The organism is Fusobacterium ulcerans (genome assembly GCF_003019675.1).
In the GTDB taxonomy this organism is placed as follows: Bacteria; Fusobacteriota; Fusobacteriia; order Fusobacteriales; family Fusobacteriaceae; genus Fusobacterium_A; species Fusobacterium_A ulcerans.
In genome coordinates this window covers 2,619,551-2,644,637 of record NZ_CP028105.1, presented here as the reverse complement: position 1 = coordinate 2,644,637, position 25,087 = coordinate 2,619,551, and the positions used below count along the sequence as shown (strand labels likewise).

23 protein-coding genes are annotated in these 25,087 nt (G+C 28.8%); 11 read left to right on the top strand and 12 right to left on the bottom strand.

Features of this window, described 5'->3' with window-relative positions:
* Window positions 1-548 precede the first annotated feature (548 nt).
* Window positions 549-2,510, top strand: a complete 1,962-nt coding sequence (locus tag C4N20_RS12255; RefSeq protein ID WP_005976769.1) for a DUF2075 domain-containing protein — start codon at window positions 549-551, stop codon at window positions 2,508-2,510.
* A gap of 208 nt (window positions 2,511-2,718) precedes the next feature.
* On the opposite strand, the gene C4N20_RS12250 is transcribed toward C4N20_RS12255, so the two are convergent.
* Both C4N20_RS12250 and C4N20_RS12245 read right to left on the bottom strand, forming a co-directional pair.
* Window positions 2,719-3,567, bottom strand: coding sequence for a GIY-YIG nuclease family protein (locus C4N20_RS12250; RefSeq protein WP_005976767.1), 849 nt, complete (start codon window positions 3,565-3,567; stop codon window positions 2,719-2,721).
* A 127-nt stretch (window positions 3,568-3,694) separates the two neighbouring features.
* Entirely contained in the window at window positions 3,695-4,252 is a 558-nt protein-coding gene (locus C4N20_RS12245) for a cupin domain-containing protein (protein WP_005976765.1), read from the bottom strand.
* A 418-nt stretch (window positions 4,253-4,670) separates the two neighbouring features.
* On the opposite strand from C4N20_RS12245, the gene C4N20_RS12240 reads away from it, so the two are divergent.
* The 8 genes from C4N20_RS12240 to C4N20_RS12205 all read left to right on the top strand — a co-directional run bounded on the left by C4N20_RS12240 (window position 4,671) and on the right by C4N20_RS12205 (window position 13,488).
* On the top strand, window positions 4,671-6,029 hold the full coding sequence (locus tag C4N20_RS12240; protein WP_005976763.1) for a GntP family permease: 1,359 nt from the start codon (window positions 4,671-4,673) through the stop codon (window positions 6,027-6,029).
* 47 nt (window positions 6,030-6,076) lie between these two features.
* Window positions 6,077-7,402 carry a D-serine ammonia-lyase gene (gene dsdA / locus C4N20_RS12235; RefSeq protein ID WP_005976761.1) on the top strand — a complete coding sequence of 442 codons (1,326 nt, stop codon included), beginning with the start codon at window positions 6,077-6,079 and terminating at the stop codon, window positions 7,400-7,402.
* A gap of 15 nt (window positions 7,403-7,417) precedes the next feature.
* Window positions 7,418-8,527 carry an alanine racemase gene (locus tag C4N20_RS12230; protein ID WP_005976759.1) on the top strand — a complete coding sequence of 370 codons (1,110 nt, stop codon included), beginning with the start codon at window positions 7,418-7,420 and terminating at the stop codon, window positions 8,525-8,527.
* Between the two features lie 265 nt (window positions 8,528-8,792).
* A complete protein-coding gene (locus C4N20_RS12225; protein WP_005976757.1) occupies window positions 8,793-9,836 on the top strand; it encodes a LacI family DNA-binding transcriptional regulator in 1,044 nt (347 codons plus the stop codon).
* A 72-nt stretch (window positions 9,837-9,908) separates the two neighbouring features.
* On the top strand, window positions 9,909-10,910 hold the full coding sequence (locus tag C4N20_RS12220; RefSeq protein WP_005976755.1) for a C4-dicarboxylate TRAP transporter substrate-binding protein: 1,002 nt from the start codon (window positions 9,909-9,911) through the stop codon (window positions 10,908-10,910).
* 14 nt (window positions 10,911-10,924) lie between these two features.
* Window positions 10,925-11,401 carry a TRAP transporter small permease gene (locus C4N20_RS12215; protein WP_005976753.1) on the top strand — a complete coding sequence of 159 codons (477 nt, stop codon included), beginning with the start codon at window positions 10,925-10,927 and terminating at the stop codon, window positions 11,399-11,401.
* On the top strand, window positions 11,394-12,680 hold the full coding sequence (locus C4N20_RS12210) for a TRAP transporter large permease (protein WP_005976751.1): 1,287 nt from the start codon (window positions 11,394-11,396) through the stop codon (window positions 12,678-12,680). The genes C4N20_RS12215 and C4N20_RS12210 overlap by 8 nt, the downstream gene beginning before the upstream one ends.
* A 25-nt stretch (window positions 12,681-12,705) precedes the next feature.
* Window positions 12,706-13,488, top strand: coding sequence for a sugar phosphate isomerase/epimerase family protein (locus C4N20_RS12205; protein ID WP_005976749.1), 783 nt, complete (start codon window positions 12,706-12,708; stop codon window positions 13,486-13,488).
* Between the two features lie 66 nt (window positions 13,489-13,554).
* Here C4N20_RS12205 and C4N20_RS12200 read toward each other — a convergent pair whose 3' ends face one another.
* The 4 genes from C4N20_RS12200 to C4N20_RS12185 form a co-directional block, all read right to left on the bottom strand.
* Window positions 13,555-14,427, bottom strand: coding sequence for a ParA family protein (locus C4N20_RS12200; RefSeq protein ID WP_005976746.1), 873 nt, complete (start codon window positions 14,425-14,427; stop codon window positions 13,555-13,557).
* Between the two features lie 274 nt (window positions 14,428-14,701).
* A complete protein-coding gene (zupT, locus tag C4N20_RS12195) occupies window positions 14,702-15,478 on the bottom strand; it encodes a zinc transporter ZupT (protein ID WP_005976742.1) in 777 nt (258 codons plus the stop codon).
* 128 nt (window positions 15,479-15,606) lie between these two features.
* Entirely contained in the window at window positions 15,607-15,852 is a 246-nt protein-coding gene (locus C4N20_RS12190; protein WP_005976740.1) for a hypothetical protein, read from the bottom strand.
* A 163-nt stretch (window positions 15,853-16,015) separates the two neighbouring features.
* Window positions 16,016-16,399, bottom strand: coding sequence for a hypothetical protein (locus C4N20_RS12185; protein ID WP_005976738.1), 384 nt, complete (start codon window positions 16,397-16,399; stop codon window positions 16,016-16,018).
* A gap of 257 nt (window positions 16,400-16,656) precedes the next feature.
* On the opposite strand from C4N20_RS12185, the gene C4N20_RS12180 reads away from it, so the two are divergent.
* Window positions 16,657-17,256: a toxin-antitoxin system YwqK family antitoxin gene (locus C4N20_RS12180; RefSeq protein ID WP_005976736.1), complete on the top strand. Its 600-nt coding sequence runs from the start codon at window positions 16,657-16,659 to the stop codon at window positions 17,254-17,256.
* A gap of 165 nt (window positions 17,257-17,421) precedes the next feature.
* Window positions 17,422-17,661 (top strand): hypothetical protein, encoded by a 240-nt coding sequence (locus C4N20_RS12175; protein WP_005976734.1) that lies wholly within the window; start codon window positions 17,422-17,424, stop codon window positions 17,659-17,661.
* A gap of 71 nt (window positions 17,662-17,732) precedes the next feature.
* On the opposite strand, the gene hydG is transcribed toward C4N20_RS12175, so the two are convergent.
* From hydG to ilvA, 6 genes are all read right to left on the bottom strand, one after another.
* On the bottom strand, window positions 17,733-19,142 hold the full coding sequence (gene hydG / locus C4N20_RS12170; RefSeq protein ID WP_005976732.1) for a [FeFe] hydrogenase H-cluster radical SAM maturase HydG: 1,410 nt from the start codon (window positions 19,140-19,142) through the stop codon (window positions 17,733-17,735).
* A gap of 149 nt (window positions 19,143-19,291) precedes the next feature.
* Window positions 19,292-20,161, bottom strand: a complete 870-nt coding sequence (locus C4N20_RS12165) for a DUF2156 domain-containing protein (protein ID WP_005976730.1) — start codon at window positions 20,159-20,161, stop codon at window positions 19,292-19,294.
* A 90-nt stretch (window positions 20,162-20,251) separates the two neighbouring features.
* Window positions 20,252-21,634 carry a dipeptidase PepV gene (gene pepV, locus C4N20_RS12160; RefSeq protein WP_005976728.1) on the bottom strand — a complete coding sequence of 461 codons (1,383 nt, stop codon included), beginning with the start codon at window positions 21,632-21,634 and terminating at the stop codon, window positions 20,252-20,254.
* Window positions 21,635-21,657: 23 nt separating this feature from the next.
* Complete coding sequence (locus C4N20_RS12155) at window positions 21,658-22,404, bottom strand: MlaA family lipoprotein (protein ID WP_005976726.1); 747 nt, start codon at window positions 22,402-22,404, stop codon at window positions 21,658-21,660.
* On the bottom strand, window positions 22,394-23,668 hold the full coding sequence (locus C4N20_RS12150; RefSeq protein WP_005976724.1) for a hypothetical protein: 1,275 nt from the start codon (window positions 23,666-23,668) through the stop codon (window positions 22,394-22,396). Before C4N20_RS12150 ends, C4N20_RS12155 begins: the two co-directional genes overlap by 11 nt.
* Before the next feature lie 78 nt (window positions 23,669-23,746).
* Complete coding sequence (gene ilvA, locus C4N20_RS12145) at window positions 23,747-24,949, bottom strand: threonine ammonia-lyase (RefSeq protein WP_106878589.1); 1,203 nt, start codon at window positions 24,947-24,949, stop codon at window positions 23,747-23,749.
* Window positions 24,950-25,087: the final 138 nt, after the last annotated feature.

Here is a 25,087-nt window from a genome sequence, read left to right as displayed (position 1 = left end):
TGTAATTGCTGTATGTATTTATGGGTTGGTGTGCAGATGATAATTTATATAATAAATTTATAGAAGTTCAAAAGGTAATTTATTCTTAATATTTTTATTAATAATTATAATTGATAGAAATGAAGAACTTTGAAGCTTAGAACAAAAGAATTAGCAGCCCCAAAAATATTTGGTGGATTTTGTATCAGTGACAATATTTTGACAATAAAAAATCTAAAAAGTGTGAAAAAGGCAGGAAATTAAAGAGAAAAGAGGAAATAAAAAGCCTCAAAAAATCAGTATAAGATGTAAACAGTCTTTAATTATGGAGCGAGTGGGAGTAGTAGTTGAAATCTTCTAAAATTAATTTTTAAGATAGTTTTCAAGTACTAAAAACCTTCGTGACAATAAAAAATTAATAAAATATGGATATATACTAATGATTGATAAACAAATAAGTTTATCAGTCATTTTTATTTTATATCTAACTTAAACAACCATAACTTGTAAACATTTACTATATGATATATAATTAGAATATATAAATTAAAAATAAGGAGATTACTACTATGCGTATACAACGAGCATATTATTCAGATACATTAACTGACTTTCTTGCAAAGAGTAAGCTAGAAATTTTTGGTGAACTTTGTAGCAATGACCAATTTTCAGCAGAAGATTTACAAAAAAATACTTGGAAAACAGAGATTGACATTTTAAAAGAACAACTTATAACTTTTAAAGCTGGATATATAATATTAGAATATACAATTCCTAGAATTGGAAACAGAATTGATGGCGTCTTTATTTATAAAGGAATAGTATTTTTATTTGAATTTAAAGTTGGTAGTAACATCTATCTTAATCATGATATTGAACAAGTTATAGACTATGCCCTTGATTTGAATAGTTTCCATAAGGAAAGCCATAATAAACTTTTGGTTCCTATTTTAATATGTACTGAAGCATCTAATAAAGATTTTTCAATCTCTTTAATGAAGGATAATATTTTAAATCCTTTATATTGTAATAAGAATAATATTGCTAACTGTATCAATAATGTTATTGAAAATTTCACTCAAAGTGAATTTTCACCTTATGATTGGATAAATTCTATCTATATGCCCACACCAACCATCATTGAAGCAGCCCAAGTTTTGTATCACGGTCATAATGTTGAAGAGATTTCAAGAAATGATGCTAGTGCTATTAACTTAACAAGGACAACAAAAGCAATTAGTGATATTATTGATTTTACTAAACAAAATAATAAAAAATCCATATGTTTTATTACTGGTGTTCCTGGTGCTGGAAAGACACTTGCTGGTCTTAATATAGCAATTGACAGACAACGGGTAGCAGAAGATGAACATGCCATATTTCTATCAGGTAATGGTCCATTAGTTGAAGTTTTACAAGAATCACTTGCCAGAGATGATTCAACTAGAAATAGTACAAAGAAAGCTGAAGCAATGCGAAAAGCTAAAGAATTTATTCAAATCATTCACCACTTTAGAGATGATGCTATTTCTACTACTCTGGCTCCAATAGAGAAAGTTGCTATTTTTGATGAAGCTCAGCGTGCATGGGATGAAACTAACCTTACAAATTTTATGAAAAGAAAAAAAGGGGTTTTTGATTTTGATATGTCCGAACCTGAATTTCTAATAAATATTATGAATAGACATTCAGATTGGAGCGCAATTATTTGTTTAATTGGTGGTGGTCAAGAAATAAATACAGGTGAAGCAGGTCTTATTGAATGGTTTGATTCCTTGAGAAATAAATTTTCAAACTGGGACGTTTATGTCTCTGATAAAATCTCTGATCATGAATATACAAGAGGAAAATCAGTAAATACCTTAATTCAAGGCTTGAATTGTAAAATAGTAAAAGATCTTCATTTATCTGTATCATTAAGATCTTTTAGAAGTGAAAATGTTGCAGGCTTTGTTAAAGATGTACTTGATGTAAATATAGAAAATGCTAAACAGTTACTGGCTCAATTCAAGAATGATTATCCTATTTATATAACTCGTGATTTAAATAAAGCAAAAACTTGGATAATTAATCAAGCCAAAGGTTCAGAAAGATATGGAATGATTGCAAGCTCAGGAGCCAAAAGGCTTCGTTCATATGGCATATGGGTACAAAATAAAGTAGATGCTCCTACATGGTTTTTAAATGGAAAAGATGATGTTCGTTCATCATATTTTCTTGAAGAAACAGCAACAGAATTTGATATTCAAGGCCTTGAGTTAGATTGGTCTATCCTCTGCTGGGATGCAAATTTGAGATTTAACAATGGTAAATTTGAATATTATAATTTTATAGGTAGCAAGTGGCAAAACATTAATAAACTTGAAAATGTACTATACCTTAAAAATGCATATAGAGTTTTAATGACAAGAGCAAGACAAGGATTCGTTATTTTTGTACCTGAAGGTAATTTAAAAGATATAACTAGACTACCTAAATATTATGATGGAATATATAGCTATTTAGTTTCACTAGGTATTAATATTTTGTAATGTATTCTCATAACCCCATATATTAAAATGTTAAAAAGAATACTTATAAAAAATCAATTATAAAATACTTTAAATAGGATATTTCAGAGTAAAAAAGCTATAAACTATATTTTTTAATTAAGTCAAAAAATTAAACAATCCCTAAAAGTTCTCCTAGTGTAAGATTTTTAGGGATTGTTTTTATTATATAGATTGATTATATTTACAATTAAATGACTGCCTCTTCTATTTCTTTTAAAGTTTTTTTATCAGTTGTCTTCCATTCAGTACGACCATTAGCATTTCTTCCCATGACAACTGCTGCTGCTAATGAAGGACTTGTAAAAGTATAATTTTGTTCAAAACAAAAATCTGCATTTATAATTCCTTTATTCAACAATAAATTACGCAAATTACATAAAGAAGTAGACATACTTTTTGTAATCGATGAAGCAATTATTGAGCCTTTTAATACTGCAAAGCCATCAGAAACTATAATCCCTGTAGCTTCAGCACCTCTAGCAGCTTTTATATAAAAATATGATTGATTTTGATTAAGTTTTACAGACGTATCCTCAATCAAATCAAATACTTTATATCCAAGAGTATTGATAAGTAACTTTGTATTGCTGATAAATTCTTGTAACATTGCTTCATCATACTCCGAAATTGAAGAACAAGTTGGTACTGTACTATTAACAACAGTTGATCTTCCAGCAGTTTTTGCTAATGAATAGAATTTATTTTCAAGATATTTAACATGTGCCTTATTTAATAAATTATCCTTGCTTATAACAGCAATGCAATCATTCCAATATTCTGTATCTTTTAAATGTTGTTTTATTCTTGTTAATATTTTTTCTGCCTCACCAATATAAATAGTATCACTATTATTTTCATCCTTACCTAAAAGAAAATAAACTCCAGTATTTTCAGAATCCTCTCTATTAGAAAAATCAGAAATTTCATTTCTTGATATTTTATAAACTCTTCCATTCCAATTAGAAAGCTCGCACATAATTCTTCCATTTGGATTCCCATCAAATATATACATTTGAATAGTTTTACTAAATACCATTATATAATAACCTCCATAGCTGTAATATTATTTATTAAAATTCAATTTAAATAACTGTAGACTATATTTTTTTCTGCTTTTTTAATTTATATTTTAATTTTTTATATTTCCCTATTTCACAATAATCCTAAAACTCAGGCGGTGTTACAGAAAAAAGCACAACACTTTCTCCATCATCTAAGTTAGTCCACTTATGAGGTTTTAATGCTGGAATATAAACTGAATCTCCTGGTTCCATTTCACAAGACTGATTCCCAATAGTAATTTTTACCTTCCCACTTAAAAGAACTGCTATCTCTTCTCCTTTGTGTGCCATTGGCTCTATTGAAGTTTCAGCACCTTTTTCAGTAAAAAACATCTTCATACATTCAATGTTAGTAGATCCTTCTGGTGATAAAAGTTCATATCTTATTTTTTTTGTATTAATTATTTTTCTTTCTCCTCTTTTTAAAATATTAATTGTAATATCTTCTTTTTCAGGTTCAATGAAAAATTTAAATAGAGGAATTTCTAAAGCCTGTGCTATTGATTTTATTGTATTTAAAGAAGGATTGGCATTTCCTTTTTCTATTTGGCTAAGCATAGATGAAGAGATTTCACATTTCTCAGCAACATCTTTTAACAGCAATCCTTTTTCAATTCTAATTCTTTTTATTATAGCTCCAACGTTTATCTCTTTGTCCATTTTTTATCCTTTCACATTTTAATATATTACAATTATATACTATTTAGTAGTTTTTCTCTACCTTCTTTTATTTCACTCTCATTAAATTAAATACAATTAAATTTAATTACATTAAATTTTTTATTGACATTTCAAATATGATAAAGTATAATTCAATCATAAATTAAAACACATTAGTCTTTTAACAGACATTTAATCTTAATTCTAAATTTTAATACCAAATTAAATTAATTACAATTTAATAAATTTAAAGAAAAAATTTAAAATCTATTAACTTTTATTTCTTTTAAATTTAATTTTATTAATTTTTAATAATAAAAATATATTACTTTTAGCAAATATTCTCATGTAATTTTAATTTTTTATTTAAAAAAGTTTATATAAAGCAGCATATAATAAAAAAGTAGGAGGTATTTTTATGGGTTCAACATTTGTTATTGTAACAATAGCATTATCAATAATACTATTGATAATACTAACAGTTAAGGTGAAGTTACATCCATTTTTCGCTTTAAGCATCAGTGCTTTCTTTTTCGGAATTGTTTCAGGGCATTCAATTCCAGATATCATTGGAGCATACTCTGGGGGATTGGGAGAAACTATTGCAGGAATTGGAGTAGTTATTGCAATAGGAACTGTTATGGGAGCTCTTTTAGAGCATAGTGGAGCAGCTGAAACAATGGCTGAGACAATTTTAAAAATCACTGGAAAGAAAAATGCAGATATCGGATTAGCTGTTACAGGATATTTTGTATCTATTCCTGTATTCTGTGATTCAGCATTTGTTCTATTATCACCACTTGCTAAAAGAATGAGTAAAGACACAGGAACAAGTATGACGACAATGGCAGTAGCTCTTGCAATGGGATTACATGCTACACACATGTTAGTTCCACCTACACCAGGTCCACTAGCAGTAGCAGGTATTTTAGGAGCTAATCTAGGATTAGTAATTTTACTTGGAATGTTGGTTTCTATTCCAGTTACACTTGTTGCTATCTTAGCAGGTAGAATTTTTGGAAAGAAATATCATTTCTTACCTGAAATAGAAGAAGCAAGTAAAATAATAGAAGAGAATGGGGGAAGAAAACTTCCTACTCCTCTTATGAGTTTCTTACCTATTTTACTACCAATATTTTTAATGCTATTGAGAACTGTTGCAACTTTGGAATCTTCTCCTTTAGGAAGAGGGATGGTGTATAATATTATTGATTCTTTAGGTCAGACAATAGTTGCTCTTTTCATAGGATTGATAATTGCATTCTTCACATATAAGTCTGTTCATCCTGAAGATAAAGAAGTTTGGACATTTGAGGGAATATTTGGAGAAGCATTAAAAACTGCTGGACAAATTGTTTTAATCGTTGGAGCAGGTGGAGCTTTTGCTACTATTCTGAAACTGTCTAATCTTCAAGAGATAGTGGTAAGTCTATTCTCTGGAATCTCAATAGGAATAATAGTTCCATATATAATTGGTGCTATCTTTAGAACTGCAATTGGTTCAGGTACTGTAGGAATGATTACGGCAGCTTCAATGTTATTACCATTGGTAGATGTTCTTGGATTTAATTCTCCAATAGGTCTGGTTATAGCAATGTTGGCATGTGCAGCTGGAGGATTTATGGTATTCCACGGAAATGACGATTTCTTCTGGGTAGTTACTTCTACATCAGGAATGAAACCTGAAACTGCTTATAAGGTATTTCCAATAATAAGTGTTTTTCAATCTGTTACAGCACTAATTTGTGTTATAATATTAAAAATGATTTTCTTATAAAATACATAACAAAATTAAAATATATTTAATGATCAAAGGAGAATAAAATGAACACAGAAGAATTAATAAAAAATGATGTTGTTATTAAAAAATTAGCAGATAGAGAAGAAATAGGATGGATTAATAAAAAAGAAATTCCATACAATGAATATGAAAAAAATCTTCCTCTTTCTGATGATGATTTAAAAGATGCTGAAGAGCGTTTAAAGAGATTTGCTCCATTTATAAAAAAATCTTTTCCTGAAACAGAAGATACAAATGGAATAATAGAATCTCCACTAGAACCAATATTCTCAATGCAGAAAGATTTAGAAAAAAAATATAATACTTCAATTCCTGGAAAACTATATTTAAAAATGGACAGTCATCTTCCTGTAGCTGGTTCAATAAAAGCTAGAGGAGGAGTTTATGAAGTTTTAAAATACGCTGAAGAGTTAGCCATGAAAGCTGGAATGTTGTCTGTTAATGATGATTACTCAATTTTAGCAGATGAAAAGTTTAAAAAATTCTTCTCAGGATATAAAATCCAAGTGGGGTCAACTGGAAACCTTGGTTTAAGTATAGGTATAACAAGTGCAGCTCTAGGATTTGAAGTTATCGTTCATATGTCAGCAGATGCAAAGCAATGGAAAAAAGATATGCTGAGATCAAAAGGTGTAAAAGTTGTTGAATATACAGATGATTATGGAAAAGCTGTTGAAGAAGGAAGAAAAAATTCAGATGCAGATCCTAAAAGCTACTTTGTAGATGATGAAAAATCATTAAATCTATTCTTAGGATACACTGTAGCAGCTTCAAGATTGAAAAAACAATTAGATGAAAAAAATATAATTATTGATAATGAACATCCTCTATTAGTATATATTCCATGTGGTGTAGGAGGAGCTCCTGGGGGAGTTGCCTATGGTTTAAAAAGAATCTTTAAAGAAAATGCATATATTTTCTTTGTTGAGCCAACTTTAGCTCCTTGCATGGTTTTAGGAATGGAAAGTGGACTTCATGAGCAAATCAGTGTTCGTGACATAGGAATAGATGGAATAACTCATGCTGATGGACTTGCAGTTGCAAGACCTTCTGGACTTGTAGGAAGAATGATGGATTCTATTCTAAGTGGAGAATTTACTGTAGAAGACTACAAGCTTTATGACTATTTAAGATGTTTAAATGAGTCAGAAGATATAAGAATAGAACCTTCATCATGTGCTGCCTTTGAAGGTCCAGTAACTTTATTAAAATATGAAGAAACAAAAAAATATATTGAAAGTAGAATAGGAAAAAATATGGAAAACGCTTATCATATCTGTTGGGCAACTGGTGGAAGAATGGTTCCTGAAGAAGATATGAAAAAGTTTTTAAATACTTACTTAAAGTAGGAGGGATTAATAACTATGAAAAAAGAAAATCTTAAAACTCCAGCAATTCTACTAAACTTCGACGCATTAGAAAATAACATTAAAACATATCAAAAAATGTGTGATGACAATGGAAAAGAATTATGGCCTATGATAAAGACTCACAAAAGTATGGAGCTTTTAAAGCTTCAGATAGAGGCTGGAGCAACTGGGGCTTTGTGTGGAACATTAGATGAAGCTGAAGCCTGCTGTAGAATAGGTTTGAAAAAGATAATGTATGCATATCCAGCAGCCAGCAAAGAAAGTATTGAAAGGATAATAGAACTTACTAAAAAAAGTGACTTCATAGTGAGGCTGGACAATTTAGAAGCTGCTAAAATGATAAATGATATGGCTATTGCAGCTGGTGTAGTTGTAAGTTATACAATTATAGTTGATAGTGGTCTGCATCGTTTTGGATTACCTGTAGATAAGATTGTTGAATTTGCAGATAAATTAAAAGATATGAAAGGTTTAAAACTTAGAGGCTTATCTACTCATCCTGGTCATGTATATTCTGCAACTTGTGAAAATGAAGTTCCTAAATATATTGCTGATGAATGCCAGACTATAGCTGCTGCTAAAAAATATATGAATGATGCTGGCTATGAGCTTGAATATATAACAAGCGGTTCAACTCCGACATTCAGTGAAGCTGTAAAAGATAAAAATATAAATGTATTTCATCCAGGAAATTATGTATTTTTAGATACTATTCAGTTATCTATAAAAAAAGCTGAAATAAAAGATTGTGCTTTAACTGTATATACTACAATAATTTCTCATCCTAAAGAAGATTTATTTATATGTGACGCTGGTGCTAAATGCCTAGGTCTAGATCAAGGAGCTCACGGAAATAGTTCTATAGTAGGTTTTGGAACTGTAATTGGACATCCTGAGGCAATAGTCGCTTCTCTGTCAGAAGAAGTTGGAAAGCTTCATATCCATGGAGAAACTAATTTAAAAGTGGGAGACAAAATAGAAATTATTCCTAACCATTCATGCTCTACAGCTAATTTATGCAGCTATTATACAGTTATGAAAGATGGCAATGCAGTAAAAAGCATCCCTGTAGATGTTAGAGGAAATAGTTTTAAACAAATTTAAACTCAATAATTTTTTTAAATAGAAAGCCAGAAATTTTAATAAATTTTTGGCTTTTTCTTTTTAATTCTCATTATATTTCTAAATATCTTTATTCTAAAAATGGTTTTAGTGTACTCTTTCAACAAAAAATATTATAAAAATATATAAAAAATATTGCAAAGATATAATTTTTAAAATTGACTAACACTAAAAAAAATTATATAGTTTGAATATAAAGTTTCCGAACGCGCGTTAGTAAACTTATTATAAGTCAATAATTTAAGAGGTGAAAAAAATTAATAGTAAAATTATAGCCCAACTTGCAGGAGTTTCTAGAAGTACAGTATCAAGAGTTATAAATAATTATCCGGATATTTCACCTGAAACAAAAGAGAAAGTTCTAAAAGTTATAGAAGAAAATGGATATTATCCAAATTTATCTGCACAAAAATTAGCTGGTAAAAAATCTGGAATTATTGGTTTGCTTGTTTATACTGGAAAATCTAGTACAAATGAAAAAAATTATAAAAAGATATCTGAATCTCTATACTATTCTGAGCTAATATCAAAGATTATTGATGCAGCAGAAAATCTAGGTTATCTAGTATTAGTATCATATATCAATAAAAAAGGAACTACTTGGGAAAAAATATTTGCCAATGGAATTATAGATGGAGCTCTTGTTATCTCTGGGGGAAAGAAATTCAAGGAAATAGAAAATCTTATAAATTCCAAAAATAAGATAGTCCTTTTAGACTATGAAAAAAATATAGCTAATTCTACAGTTTCTGTAATTAATCCAAACCATTTTGAAGGAGGATATAAAGCTACTCAGTATCTAATTGAAAATGGTCATGAAAATATTTTACATCTCACAGGAGAAATAAAAAGAAAAACCTCAATTAAAAGAGCTAGAGGTTATTTAAAATGCTTAAAAGACAATAATATAGAAAAACAAAAGATTATATCTGGAAAATTTACCCAAGAAAGTTCATATAAAATAATTGATGAATACATTAAGAAAAATAAAGCTTTTGATTATACTGCCATCTTTGCAGGAAATGATTATATTGCTTTAGGAGCTATGAGAGCTTTAGCAAAGCATGGAATAGATGTTCCTAAAAAAGTTTCAATTATCGGTTATGACAATATGGAACTTTGTGAATATACTACTCCAAAAATAACCAGTATAAATCATTTAGACGACTTTATTGCAGAAAAAGCATTAGTAAAATTAATGAATATTTTAAAAGGTGAACAAGGAGTTATTGAAAATACCGAAATTAGAGTTATAGAACGAGGGAGTGTTTTAAATATAAAAGCTAAATAGGTATTTTAAGATTTGTTAAAATTAAATTTTAATAGATCTATAAAATAAATAAAAATACTTTAGGAGGGTTAGATGAAAGGAAAGAAGAATTATTTTAAATTAGCATTTTTTTTAATGTTGGGGGTTTTATTTCTAATTGCAGGTTGTGGAAAGAAAGAAGAAAAGAAAGTTAGGGTTATCAAAGTAAGTCATGTTTTTCAGACTAATGAACCTACACATATTTATATTTCACAGGCCGCAGATAAAATTAATGAAAGATTAAAGGGGCAAATAGAATTACAGGTCTATCCAAATGGGGAATTACCTTCATACAAAGATGCAATTGAACAGGTCTTAAGAGGAAGCGACTTTATTTCTGTCGTTGATCCTAGTTATATTGGTGATTATGTTCCTGATTTCACAGCGTTAGTAGGACCAATGCTATATACAACATATGAAGATTATACAAATGTTACAAGCAGTGATTTTGTAAAACAATTGGAAAAACAAGCTGAAGAAAAAGGAATAAAAGTGTTATCTTTAGATTTTATTTTTGGATTCAGACACATAGTTACTGATAAAGTTATAGTTAATCCTGAAGACTTAAAAGGGCTTAAACTTAGAGTTCCAGCAAGTAAATTATGGATAGATACATTTAATGCTCTAGGAGCTAATCCAGTAGCAATGCCATGGAGTGAAACTGTAAGTGCATTACAGCAAAAAGTTATTGATGGAACTGAGACTACTTTTTCTTTTATGTCAAACAGTAAACTTTATGATTTGAGAAAAAATGTTGCTTTAAGTGGACACTTTTTAGGAACTGGAGGAGTATATATTTCAACTAAAGTTTGGGATTCATTTACTGATGAGCAAAGAAAAGTTATTCAAGAAGAAATTACACAAGCTGCTATAGATAACAATAAAAAAATGTATGAATTAGATGAAGACTTCAAAAAAGATATAGTTAAAAATGGTATGATTTTAAATGAAGTTAATTTAGAAGAATTCCAAAAAAGAGCAAAAAAAGTATTTGATGAATTCCCAGGATTCTCACCAGATATATATGAAAAAATTCAAAATGAGATAAAAAAATAGTATAGGAGAAAGATATGAAGAAAATTTATATAGATGATCTGATATCTTGTACATTTTTAAGTTTTACTATAATTATAGTAATTTTAAATGTTGGAATGAGATACTTTTTCAATTCTCCTATAAAGAGTGCTGAGGAAATAGCAACAATATGCTTTATATGGGCTGTATTTGTAGGAGGAGCTAGTTGTTACAGAAAAAAAATGCATATGGGAATTGATATCTTAACTCAATCATTACCTGAAAAGTTTAAAATTTATGTTGAATTACTAATCAATATAATAGTAATGTTAATGAATGGAACTTTTTTCTGTTTAAGTTTAAAATTCACAATAATTTCTAGGGTAAAGCCTACTGCTGTATTAGGAATTTCATCTATGTATGTTAATTCTTCATTAATCATAGGCTTTGGATTAATCTTTGTATATTCCATTCTGGAAATTTTTAAAAATATAAAAACCATATTAGGAAAAAAAGGAGATGAAAATGTATAGTTTCTTACCTATTTTAATATTATTTATTTTCTTCTTTTTAAATATTCCAATATGTTTCGCTTTAATGGGAGCTACATTATTCTTCTTTGGATTTTTAGATACAAGTATGGATCTGGATTTAATAATGCAGCATTTTATAAGAAGTGCTGAATCATTTCCACTGTTGGCAATACCATTTTTTATAATGGCAGGGTCAATTATGAACTATTCTGGTATAAGTAAAAGACTAATGGGAATGGCAGAAGTTTTGACTGGACATTTAACTGGAGGACTTGCTCAAGTCAACATATTATTAAGTGTTCTAATGGGGGGAATTTCAGGTTCTGCTAATGCTGATGCTGCTATGCAGTGTAAAGTTTTAGTTCCTGAAATGGTAAACAGAGGATATTCAAAAGGTTTTTCAGCTGCAATAACAGCAGCCTCTTCTATAGTAAGTCCAATTATTCCTCCAGGAATTGTATTAATAATATACGCTTTGCTTTCTAATGTTTCTGTTACAAAAATGTTTATAGCAGGATATGTTCCAGGGGCATTAATAGCAATTTCTCTTATGATAACTGTTGCTATTATATCTAAAAAAAGAAAGTATGTTCCTGTAAGAGAAAAGAGAGCATCTCTGCAAGAAGTTTTCAAACAATTTAAAGAATCTATATGGGCATTGATTCTGCCTTTTGTAATAATATTAGGTATGAGAATCGGAATATTCACTCCTACTGAAGCTGGAGCAATAGCTGTAGTAATTACAACATTAATTGGTATCTTCATATATAAAGAATTAAAATTGACAAAGTTTCCTGAAATTCTAAAAGAAACTGTTTATGGAACAAGTACAGTAATGTTTATTATTATTGCAGCAAATGTATTTGGAGCTTATTTAAGCTGGGAGAGAATACCATTTAAATTAACTAATATCCTATTGGAATTCAGTACAAGTCCATGGTCTTTATTATTATTAATTAATTTAATACTTCTTTTTGTAGGTATGTTTATAGATGGTGGAGCAGCAATGATAATCTTAGCTCCTTTGTTGATTCCTGCTGCTTTAAAATTAGGAATCGATCCACTGCATCTTGGAATAGTAATGGTAGTTAATATCATGATTGGTGGGGTTACTCCTCCATTTGGCTCAATGATGTTTCTAACATGTTCATTATTAAATATAAAATTAGAAGAATTTATGAAAGAAATAACACCTTTTATTGTAGCTCTGCTGCTGGTATTATTTATATTGACTTATATTCCTGATATAGTACTGTTTTTACCAAATTTATTGAGTTAAATAGAAAGTTAAGGAGGATAAAATATTGAACAAAAATTTAGTGCATATCAGTGATTTGATATTTTATAAAAAAAGTTCTAAGGATATATTAGAGTTTTTAAGAAAAAATAAAATAGAAAACTTAGAATTTTTTATTGAACCATTAGATGAAGATTACACAAAGAAAATGCTGGAAATTCTTGAAAACTATGAATTTAAATCAATTTCTTTTCATGGTCCTTTCAGAAAATGTAACTTAGCAGACATGACAAAGGATTCATGGGAAAAAACTTTATATAGTTATGAAGAAAGTTTCAAGCTTTCGAAAAAGTATAATCCTTCTTTTATGGTTTTACACAGTAACGAAGGAATTCCTTCACAGAAAATAGATGAGGAATTAAAAAATAAAATTTCAGAAAAAATTGACTCATTAGTAAAATTAGGAAGAAAATATGACATTGATGTAGTCATTGAAAATGTAGGAATAGGTAAAAATATGGTATTTTCACAAGAAGAATATGAAGAGATGATATTAAAAAATAATTATAAGTGTTTGATTGATATTGGACATGCTTATTTAAACAGATGGAATATTAATGAATTAGTAAAAAAACTAAAAAACAATATATTAGGATATCATTTCCATAATAATAATGGATTACATGATGAACATAAACCAATTTCTCATGGAAAAATTAATTATTTTGATATGGTTGAATTAATAAAAACGTATACTCCTTCTGCAAATATTGTATTAGAGTATGATTTTAATGAAGATTCTGAAATTTTACTAGAAGATTATAATAAATTAAAAGAATTATTTAACTAAGAAAAAACTCTCTTAATCTTAATTTTAATTAAGGTTAAGAGAGTTTTTATATTAAAGTACTTCTTTCTACCCCAGTGCAATTATTCTCTCAGCCATCTCTTTTATAAAAATATTAAACAATTCTTTATTTTTATTTAAATTTGGAATTTGAGATAAAATATAATCATTGGCACTCAATTTTCCATTTTCTAAAAGCATTCCAATTATTTTTATATTTCTTGTAAACATACTTATTTCTTTAATATTTTTATTTTCTATCTTTTTATCAAACAGATAATCCTGCTTTATAAATCCAATAAATTTAGGTTGTTTATCTGGAAAAGAATAATATGAATCGCTGTATTTGCTAAGCATACTATTTCTTAATTCATTTAAATCATGAAATTCTTTTATCAAAAGGATAAAAGTATCATTCATAAATAAATCAATTATTGTAGGGATAGCTATATAATCTGACACCATTAATAAATTTTTACTTATTTCTTTCATAGTAGATGGAAAATCTATTATAATATAATCTAAATTATATTCTTCTTCCATTTTATTAAAAAATTCATTAAATGCCCCAGCTATATTACCAAATATTTTCATATTATTATCTTTTTTATGAGCAAAAGAAAGAGTAATTTCTAATTTTAATATTTCATTGCTCCCAGGAGTCAAAAATAGTTTATCAGAAAACATCTGAGGAACTACAGAAGTTATTGGAATAGGCTGCCCTTCAAATGCTCTCAGCACTGCCTTATGTAAATCAGTAACTGTTTCATTTAATCTGCCGTTATTCAAAGTTAAAGATAATTTTGTTAAACTGCATTGTGGATCTGCATCTATCATCAATACTCTTTTTCCTTCTTCTGAAAGAGCCTTTGCCATATAATATGCTGAAGTAGTCTTTCCTATTTTCTCTTTATAATTATAAATTGATATTCTCCTTGCCATATCTTTTCCCTCCTGCTATTTTTTAATATTTCAATATCTTAAAATAAGATTATTATTTTTGTTAATATATTAACCTATAGAAATATATTTTATCTTATCTCCTATATCTTAACATATTATTTCAATTTTATGTAATAAAAAAATGGATAACCTAAAAAGAGTATAAAAATTACAACAATTAAAATTACTAACAGTTTAATTATTGAAAATTTAATCTTTCTTTTTATTCATCCATTTTATATAATATTTATCTATCCTAATAAAAAATTTTCTTCTAAATTATCATTAAACTAACTGCCATGACTATCATTCCAGAAATCATGCTGTAAGTAGCAATATGATGATTCCCATCACTTTGTGCAGATGGTAGAAGCTCATCCAATGCTATATAGACCATAATACCTGCCACTGCTGCCAATAACATCCCAAATATTTTCTCATTTAAATAATTTTTAAAAATAATATATCCTACTAAAGCTCCTAAAGGTTCTACTAATCCTGAAGTCAAAGAAAAAATAAAAGCTTTTTTCCGACTTCCAGTTGCATAATATATAGGAGCAGATACAGCTATTCCCACAGATATATTATGGATAGCTATTGCTGCTGCTACAGAAAACCCTAGAGCTGGTGTTTTTAATACTGATGTAAATATTGCCATTCCTTCTGGAAAATTATGTATTCCTATTGCAATGGCAGTCATTACTCCCATTCTATAAACAGATTTTTCTTCACTTTCTTCTTCATCTTCATTTTCTTTCAGGCAGAATTTTTCTGTAAGAACCATAAAAACCATTCCTGCAAAAAATGATATGACTGCTATTAAGATTCCTTTGCTCCCACCATAAATTTCACTCAATGACTCCCTTGACTCCATAAATATTTCAACAAATGCAACATATATCATTACTCCACTTGCAAATCCTAGTGAAGCAGAAAGAAATTTTTTATTTGTTTTTTTCCCTATAAAAGAAATCATGCTTCCTACTGCCATTGCAAGTCCAGCTAATAGTGTAAGAACAAAGGCTAACATTACATTTCCTGTCTCTATCATAATTTTTGTACTCCTTTTTCCAAATTATTCTTAATTATATTATACCGTTTAAATTCCTATTATCTTTTTTTCTAAATTAAATTATTAACAAAATCAAAGAGGAGATTTCTCTCCTCTCATTAATTTTATTATTTCTTTTTAACTTTCAATATTTTTTTATAGTCTTCTCTTGTATATCCATCATGATCATACCCTTCTGGGTCATATCCATCTCTATCATGATTATCTATATCATATCCATTTGGATCATAGTATGTATTTGTTGCTTTATGCTTTCTTATATTTTCCCCATCAGTGTAAAAACCTCTTTCATCAACATTAGCACAAGAACTCAATAGTAATAAAAAAATAGATAAAAATAGTATTTTCTTCACGCTTTCCTCCTTATTTTATCTGTTTTCTAATATCCAATCTTATAAAATCTCCGTCTTATAGAAACAAAACTATATTTAATGATATAACTTTTTTATTTTTTTGTCAAATCATTGCTGTAAACAATATAAAAAGATTAACATGAAGAAAAGTTTTTTATAAAATTTAGTTATACTTATATGATTTCAATTTAAAAAATTGATACAAGAACGCATTTATTATTGTAAGAATAAAACCAATTACAAATACAACAACGGTTAAAAGCACAACAGCTTTTATATTTTGACCGATAAAAGCTCTTATAAAAAGTCCTGAAGAAAACAGAACTGTAAAATTTAAAATAAAGTATAAAAAATAGTACCTAAATTTATATCGATCATCTCCTACCCAATAGCTAAATATTATTACGCTTTTACTTAAAGAAGCATATTGGATTATCTGCAATAAATATTTATTTCCATCAAGTATTGCTTCAGTAAGAAAAAATGTTCCAATTATATGAAAGATAACTCCTACTCCCAGCACATACCTATCTAAAATATTCCACATATAACACCCCCTGGTATTTTCTATAATTTAATAAAGTAATTTTTTATATTATTTCTGTTTATATTATATGCTTTTTCTCATAAATGTCAAAATTAAAAATTTAAAGATATATTTAATTTTATTTAATTTACTTTTTTATTTATACATACAAAAAAATATCTTTTTACATCTAAAAAGCTAGTTTATCTGTCTATTTTTATGACTTTTCTTAAATTTATGTTATAATAAAATGTAATACTTAAAGGGGGAAAAAATATATGAAAAAAACTATACTGTTATTTTCAGCAATATTTTTGTTATGGAGCTGTAATAATGAAACAAATAACACAACAATACCCCAAAACTCTGCATCAATTTATAAAAAAGAAAGTGTTTTGGGAATAAGCAAACATTTTTCTGGTATACTTACAGAAAAATATAGTAATGGACAATTAAAAAAAGTCACATGCTATAAAGATGGTACAAAAAATGGTTTGGAAAAAGTTTATTATGAAAATGGAAAAATTAAATTAGAAGGTAATTATAAAAATAATATAGAAGATGGTTCTTTTAAAACTTACTATCAAAATGGAAACCTAAATATTGATACTGAATTTAAAAATGGACTTCCTAATAATTTATTTTCAAAGTATCATCTCAATGGAAAATTAGCTTTAAAAGGAATCTACAAAGAAGGAAAACTGCATGGCGAATGGAAAACTTATTATTTTAATGGTGAAATTGAATCTGAAAAAAAATATGACAATGGTGTTAATATTGGAGAATGGAAAACCTATTATGAAAATGGCAGTTTGAAATGGAAGGGAATTTATAAGAGTGGAGAGCTTATAGCAGAACAGTTTATGATTTTACTATAATATAATTTACATCTAATAAAATTTTATTTCAATTTAATATAAGCAAATTAAAAAATATTTTTGAAAAGTATTTAATCAGATTTGTTGGTTATAAAAAATCTATTGACATATTTAAGAAAAAATATGATAATATTATGTGAAATTTTTTTTAAAGGAGAGATTAAAGTGCAACTAAAAAAAGAAATTCAGAATCTATCTGAAAACCTTAAAAAAAGGCAGGAACTTGATAAAGAACTTAAAGAGAATCTGAATACTTTCTTTAGCTTAATTGATGAAAAAGCTAAAAATGAAGAAATTAAACTTAGCCCTTCTGAGTGGAATACTCTTGGAAGTTTGGCTCACGCTTCTACAGAAAGTACTGAAAATCTTACTGAATTTACAAATTTCCTGCTTGAAAAATTTTAATGTTATTCTAACAGCATTAAAAATAAAGCTGGTCAAAAGATAATTTATTCTTTGACCAGCTTTTATTTTATTTACACATTTATATCTCTAGCACCATTTTCAATAGCTTTTAAATTCTCTTTTATAGTATTTTTAAAGTCTTCATCAGGCATCTTATTTAAAGTTTCCATGATAACTTTATCTCCTATCTCCCTTAATCTGTCATCAGCATAATCTATTAAAAACTCTTTTAAGGTCATTAAAGCATTAGCTTCACACATTACATTGATCTGTCCGCTCTTTGCTATTTCCATAAATCTATCGCCTGTACGGCCGTTTCTATAGCATGCTGTACAATAGCTCGGTACATATCCACCTTTCATTAGACTTTCTATCATTTCCAGAGGTGATCTGTTATCTCCAAGTTCAAACTGTGGTTTTTCTTTAGTATCTTTTTCTCTTTCAGAATATCCTCCTACTCCAGTACATGACCCACTGCTCACCTGAGATATTCCTAATTTGATTGTTTCATCTCTAAGTTCTGCTTCTTCTCTAGTAGAAAGAATAAGTCCTGTGTATGGTACAGCAAGTCTCAATACTGCTACCAGTTTTTTAAAATCTTCATCTGATACAAGATGAGGATAATCTTTTAATGAGACATTTTCTGCTGCTCTCAATCTTGGAACAGATATTGTGTGTGGCCCTACCCCTGTTATTCTCTCAAGAGCATCAGCATATCTTATCATAGATATAGTTTCGTATTTGAAGTCGTATAAGCCATATAAAACTCCAATACCTACATCATCTATTCCAGCTTCTCTTGCTCTGAACATAGCTGTTGTATGGTACTCATAATCTCTTTTAGGACCATTTAAGTGCACTCTCTCATATGTAGGTTTGTGATATGTCTCTTGGAATAATATATATGTTCCTATTTCTGCTTCTTTCAATCTTTTATAATTTTCAACTGTTGTTGCAGCAATATTTACATTTATTCTTCTTATACTTCCATTTTTAAATTTAATTGAGTATATGTCTTTTATACACTCCAATATATAATCTAAAGAACAATTAAGTGGATCCTCTCCAGCTTCTAAAGCTATTCTTTTATGTCCTAATTTTTCTAACGATTTAACTTCTTCTATAAGTTCTTCTCTATTTAATTTCTTTCTGCTCAATTCATCATTATCATGTTTATATCCACAATATTCACAATTATTTACACAATAGTTGCTCACATATAACGGAGCAAACATTACTATTCTTTTTCCATATATTTTTTCTTTTATCTTTCTTGCAGTTTCAAACATTTCCTCAAGAAGTTCAGGATTATTTATACTAAGTAGAACAGCAGCTTCTTTATCAGTGATACCTTTTGCTTCTACAGCTTTTTTTAATATCTCTCTTACTAAGTTTTCATCTTCAGCTTTTTTTTCAGATTCTTTTATTAAAAGGTTTATATCATTTTCATTTAAAAATTCCAATTCATATTTTTGCTCCATAAAACCCTCCTTCACTAATTGTTTATATTATATCATATTTAAAGGGATATTTTACTCTTAAATTTTTCATTTATATATTTATTTTGTATAAAAACAGAAAAAATTATATATATAAAAAAGGATGTCTCATAGGACACCCTTTAATATTTTTATTTTATTCCAGTTATTTCATATTTTTTCAGAAGTTCCAATGGATGATAAGATTCTTTTGCTTCTCTTAATCCCTCATCTCCGAAATCATCTTCTCTATTCACATATTTATGATCAGTAAACTCTTTTTCCAAGAAAGCCATATTTATCATTTGGTAGCTTCCTGTATATCCGTTTAAACCTTTTTCAATATGTATTACAACATATTCATCACTTATTGCTTCTCCTAGTGTATAAGCTACTATCTTTCCATCTACTCTTAATATTCCACCTTTTATTCCAAGTGTATTAAAATTATGAAGAAGATTTAATATTCCCATATTTTCATTTCTCAGAACAGGAACAATTTCACATTCTTTATCATGACACCAGTTAGTTTGGAAATTTATAACCTCTTCTACATTTTCAGGAGTTACTGCTTCATAAGTATAGTTGTAGCTTTTCATAAAATTGTGTACTCTATTTTTCTTTTTAGCATATTTTCTTCCTTTAAGGTAAGCTAAACTTTCTATAGAATAAACATAATCATAGCTGTCTCTTCTTTCTTCAAGAATAAAAGTGTCTTCAAGTTTTTCCTTCCATTCTTCAGGAACAAGTACTATTTTTTTATTTTTCTGAAGCAATTCTTTTATTACTTCTTTCATTGCCCCGATTGCGTTTTCATCCTTTGGAATAGGCATAAAGCAGTATTCATCCTTGACAAAAGTTCCCTGTATAATCAGTACATCTTTTTCTATTTTATAATGAAGATCTTCACCTTGACTCCATAAGAAAAGATTAGTAAAATTGTAATCACAAGTTGAAAACTTCCCTTTTGTAAAATTATCTATTGTCTCTTTATCTTCGATAGTCAATTTTTTCCAGTCCATAATTTGTATATCTCCTTAGTCTATATTATATTTCATTACCATAATATCATACTAGAAATTATACTTTTTTACCAGTCTTTTTCCTTTTTTTTATTTTGCTAATCTATAAATAGCTTCCACATATATTTTTAACCATGTGTCTATTTTGTCAATTTCAAGATACTCATTTTTTTGGTGCATATTATTTTCCTGTGATGACAGAAGAGCTCCAAATGCTACTCCATTAGTTACTTCTCTTGCATAAGTTCCTCCACCAATAGCTACTGGCTGAGCATCTACATCTCCAGTTATTTCTTTGTAAATATCCATAAGAGTAGATACAAGGAAGCTGTCCTTAGCTACATATAGAGGAGCTGAATTTCCAGTTACTTCAAGTTCCATTTTCCCAGCAGTTTTTTCTTTTAATGTATCAATAACATTTGTATTAGGTACAAGAACTGGGCATCTCATGTCTATACATAATTCTAATTTTCCATTTTCAAGTGACATTTTTCCTAGATTAAGAGTAAGACTTCCACTCTCTTCATCTTTAAAATCTATTCCAAAAGAAGCACCATTATTTTCCATTTTTATATATTCTTTGAAAAATTCTACTAATCCTTTTAATTCTTCATTTTTAATCTCTGCTGTTCCCAAGAATGCAAACAGTGCACTGATAGAATTATATCCTTGTGCTGGTCTAGCTGCATGAGAAGATTTTCCTAAAGAAGCAACATGATATCTTCCATCTTTTACTTCAACTTCTACTTTAAATTCTTTTCCTTCATTGAAAGAAACAGCTTTTTCTGCAAGTCCTTCAGCAAATTCTACTGGAAGAACTGCTTCTGCTCTGTCAGGAACTGAGTTATATGCATTTCCACCTTTTATAGTTACATCATTTAAAGTTTTATAAGAATTTGAAAGTTTTACACGAACTATTCCTTTTTCAGCAAATGTTACTGGAAAGCTTGAGTCAGGTGTAAATGCCAATGTAGGCTGAGGCATTTTCAATGTATTGAAGTAGTGCTCCATACAAAGGCTTCCAGTTTCTTCATTAGCTCCTATTATCATTCTAATTTTTCTGTTTAATTTAACACCAGAATCTTTTATTGCTTTCATAGCATAAAGACAAACCATAGAAGGTCCTTTATCATCTAATGTTCCTCTTCCAAATATTTTTCCATCTGCTATAGTTGCACTGTATGGAGGATAAATCCATCCTTCACCTTCAGGTACTACATCCACATGTCCTAGTATCCCTACTGTTTCTTCTCCTTCACCAAATTCTATAGTACCAGCATAGTTGTCAAAATTTTCAACTTTAAATCCTAACTCTTTTCCTAGGTCTAAAAAATATTGTAAAGCTTCTGCTGGACCATCACCAAAAGGTTTCCCTTCTTTTGCAGGTTCCTGAACACTTTTTATCTGTACAGCACCTTGTATCCCTTTTATAACTTCTTCCTTATAGTCCAACACTTTTTTTTGTAAATCCATTTAATATCCTCCATTTTTCTTTTTTAAAAAACTTGTACTCCTGTTTCTGATTGAAGCTTTCTATATTTTTTGTAGAAGAATCTTAGATATTCATATTCAAATGGTGACCCACTTGCATAATATCTAAATTTTGTATTTTTTCTTTTGTCCACTGAATTAAGTGCAAATACTTCTGGACTGTCTATATCAAATAGATCAGCTGCTTCATAAGGATCTAAAGCTCCTAAAGCAACAGTATTTACTCCTGTTCCTACTGCATCTCTTAAATTACTTGGTCCTAAGAAAGGAAGAATTAGATATGGTCCCTCTCCTACTCCATAGTGAGCCAAAGTAAGTCCAAAATCTTCATATGGCTTGGGCATACCTAGAGAAGAGGCTGTATCAAATACTCCCCCTGCTCCTAATGTCGCATTTATCGAAAATCTTCCTATTGCTCTCATAGCTTTTTTTATTTTAAATTGCAGCAAAGAATTTCCTGTTATTGTTATATTTTGTGTATTTCTAAAAAAGTTTTTTACTCCTTTTTGTACAAAGGTAGGTGTCACAAGATTATAGGCATCTACCACTGGCAAAAATACATACTTATCAAAAGTATAATTAAAATAATATATTCTCCTGTTTAAAGGCTCCCATGGATCATATACACCAAAATATTCTGCTACTTCACTATTATCAGTCTTAGTCTCTGGTTTTTCATTTGTATCAGCTATTGAAAATGTAAAAACTAAAATCATCATAAGGAGTAAAATAAGTTTTCTATTAGTTCTCATAATCAAGTACTCCCTCCTTTAGAAATTTAAGCATTACATCTACATTAGTTTTGTAATACATATTTCCGCAATGACCTCCATAAGGATATATTATTAATCTCTTATTGAAAGTCTTTTCTAAAAATTCAAAATCTTTTTCTCCTAATATAATTTCATCCCTATTGGTTACCACTGCTATTTTATCAGTATTTTTTAAATATCCTTCTATCTGCTGAAGTTTTGTATGCTGTAAAAGTTCTTCAAGAGTTACTCCTCCACCCATTTTTTCATCAAAATATGGATAAGCAAGTTTATACATATAATCTTCAAAACCAGCAAAATTTATTTTTTCAAAATATGGAAACATATTTGTGAATTTTCCAACTGGTTTATCTACATAAACTTTTCTGTCATTTATTAAGTCAGTTACATAATTAATATCAATAGCTGTTAATCTAAATACCAGACCTATTAATTCACCCATTTCTTCATCTGTCATCTGATCTTTTGCAAACATTCTGTAAATAAGTTCTTCTGTTATTTCTGTATAACCATTTTTTAATGAATCTGAAAGTTTGTTGAATACCTTATCAATAAGTTTCTCCAAGTTTTCAATTTTTCCTTCTGTAGGTATGTCTAAAGTTTTATCAAGTTTTACTGCTGATTCATAGATATCCACTGCTGGATTAATCATAAATACTCTTTTTAAATTAAAAGCTTTCTCAGTTTCATCAATATAAGAAACCACTGCTGCTTCAGTAGCTCCCAGACTATATCCTACAACATAAAAGTCAGAAACATTCACTTTATCTTTTACAATTTTGTATGTTTCTTTCATAACATTGTAAACATCTTTTCCATCATCCATTATCATTCCAGGCATTCTATTGCTTGATGCGTTGACGATAAAATTTGAATGCATTGGAGATGTAATTGATATTACACTATACCCAGCATCATAAAATATTCTTTGAAAAAATACCATTCTTGCTGCATGATAATCTGACCCTGTTCCTGCTAAAAGAAATATCAATGGTGCTTTTTCTTTTTGTGGAACTAAAGAAAACTCAAATTTATCATTATACCATAAATTTTCTGGCACTTCTACACTGCCAGGAAGTTTAACCTTGTATACTTTAGTTGGAACAGTTTCACTTACTCCATTTATCATTAAAGTAGAACTTCCTAGTATAGTTGCCATATATGGATTTTGAAAAGGATACTCATATTTTCCATAAGAAATAGAAAATACAAGAATCATTAAGGTTACTATTATCTTTTTCATCTTTCTCCTCCAAACAACTTCATAATAGATATTCTACTTCAATTATCATTTTTTTTCAATACTAACTATTTTTGAATACTAATAAATTTCATATCCTGCTTCTATAATTTTAGCTCTTACAGAATCTCTATGAGCCATATCACTGCATTCTATTACAAGTGTTACTTCCTGCATTGTGATTCCTAATTCTCCATTATACATGCTTTGTGTTATGAAAAGTATATTTGCTCTATTTTGAGTTATCAAACTTAATAATTTTTCAGTTTCTCCAAATCTGTCATGTACTTTTACTTTAAATTCATATCTTCTTCCTGCATTGATTAAAGCTCTGTTCAGTACTCTCTCAATAAGGTTTACATCTATATTTCCTCCAGATACTACTGCACAAGTCTTTTTACCTTTACATTCAACTTTTCCTGCAAGTATCGCTGCTAAAGGTGTTGCCCCTGCTCCCTCTGCAACTACTTTACTTTTTTCCATCAAAAATAATATTGCTCTTGCTATTTCATCTTCTGTTACTGTTACTACTTCATCTACATATTGTTTTACTAATTCAAGAGTTTTGCATCCAACTTTTTTTACTGCTATTCCATCTGCTATTGTTGGTGTTGCACATACTTCACAACATTCTCCCTTTGCTAAAGCTTCTGTCATTGATGCAGCATTTGCTGATTCTACTCCGATTATTCTCACTGATGGATTGATTGATTTTATTGCTGTTGCTATTCCTGCAAGGATTCCTCCTCCTCCGATAGGAACAAGAACTGTATCTATATCTATCGCATCTTCTAATATTTCTAATCCAATAGTTCCCTGTCCTGAGATTACATAGTCATCATCAAATGGGTGTAGGAATATTGCTCCTGTTTCTTTTTGGATCTCACATGCTTTTGCAAAAGCATCATCATATACACTTCCGCATAATACTACTTCTGCTCCATATCCTTTTGTTGCTGCTACTTTTGCTATTGGTGCAGTTTCCGGCATTACTATTGTTGATTTTATTCCTTGTGCTGTTGCTCCTAAAGCTATTCCTTGGGCATGGTTTCCAGCTGATGAAGCTATTACCCCTTTTTTCTTTTCTTCTTCTGTAAGGTTAGCTATTCTGTTTAAAGCTCCTCTTACTTTGAATGATCCAGTTTTTTGAAGATTTTCAAGTTTGAATAAAACTTTTCCTCCAAGTTCCTTTTCTAGTGTAGGGCACTCTATCAAAGGTGTTCTTTTGATTGAGTGTTCAATGGTTTGTTTTGCTTTTTTAATGGTTTCTAGTGTTACTGCCATGTTAATTCCCCCTTACATTATGAGTTTCGTTTCAATAAAAATGTTTTAAAAATTTTTATAATAAAATTTTATTTTCACTTTTAAATTAATAATGAATAAACTCTTTGTGTCTATATTATAGAACTTTTCTTTCGAATT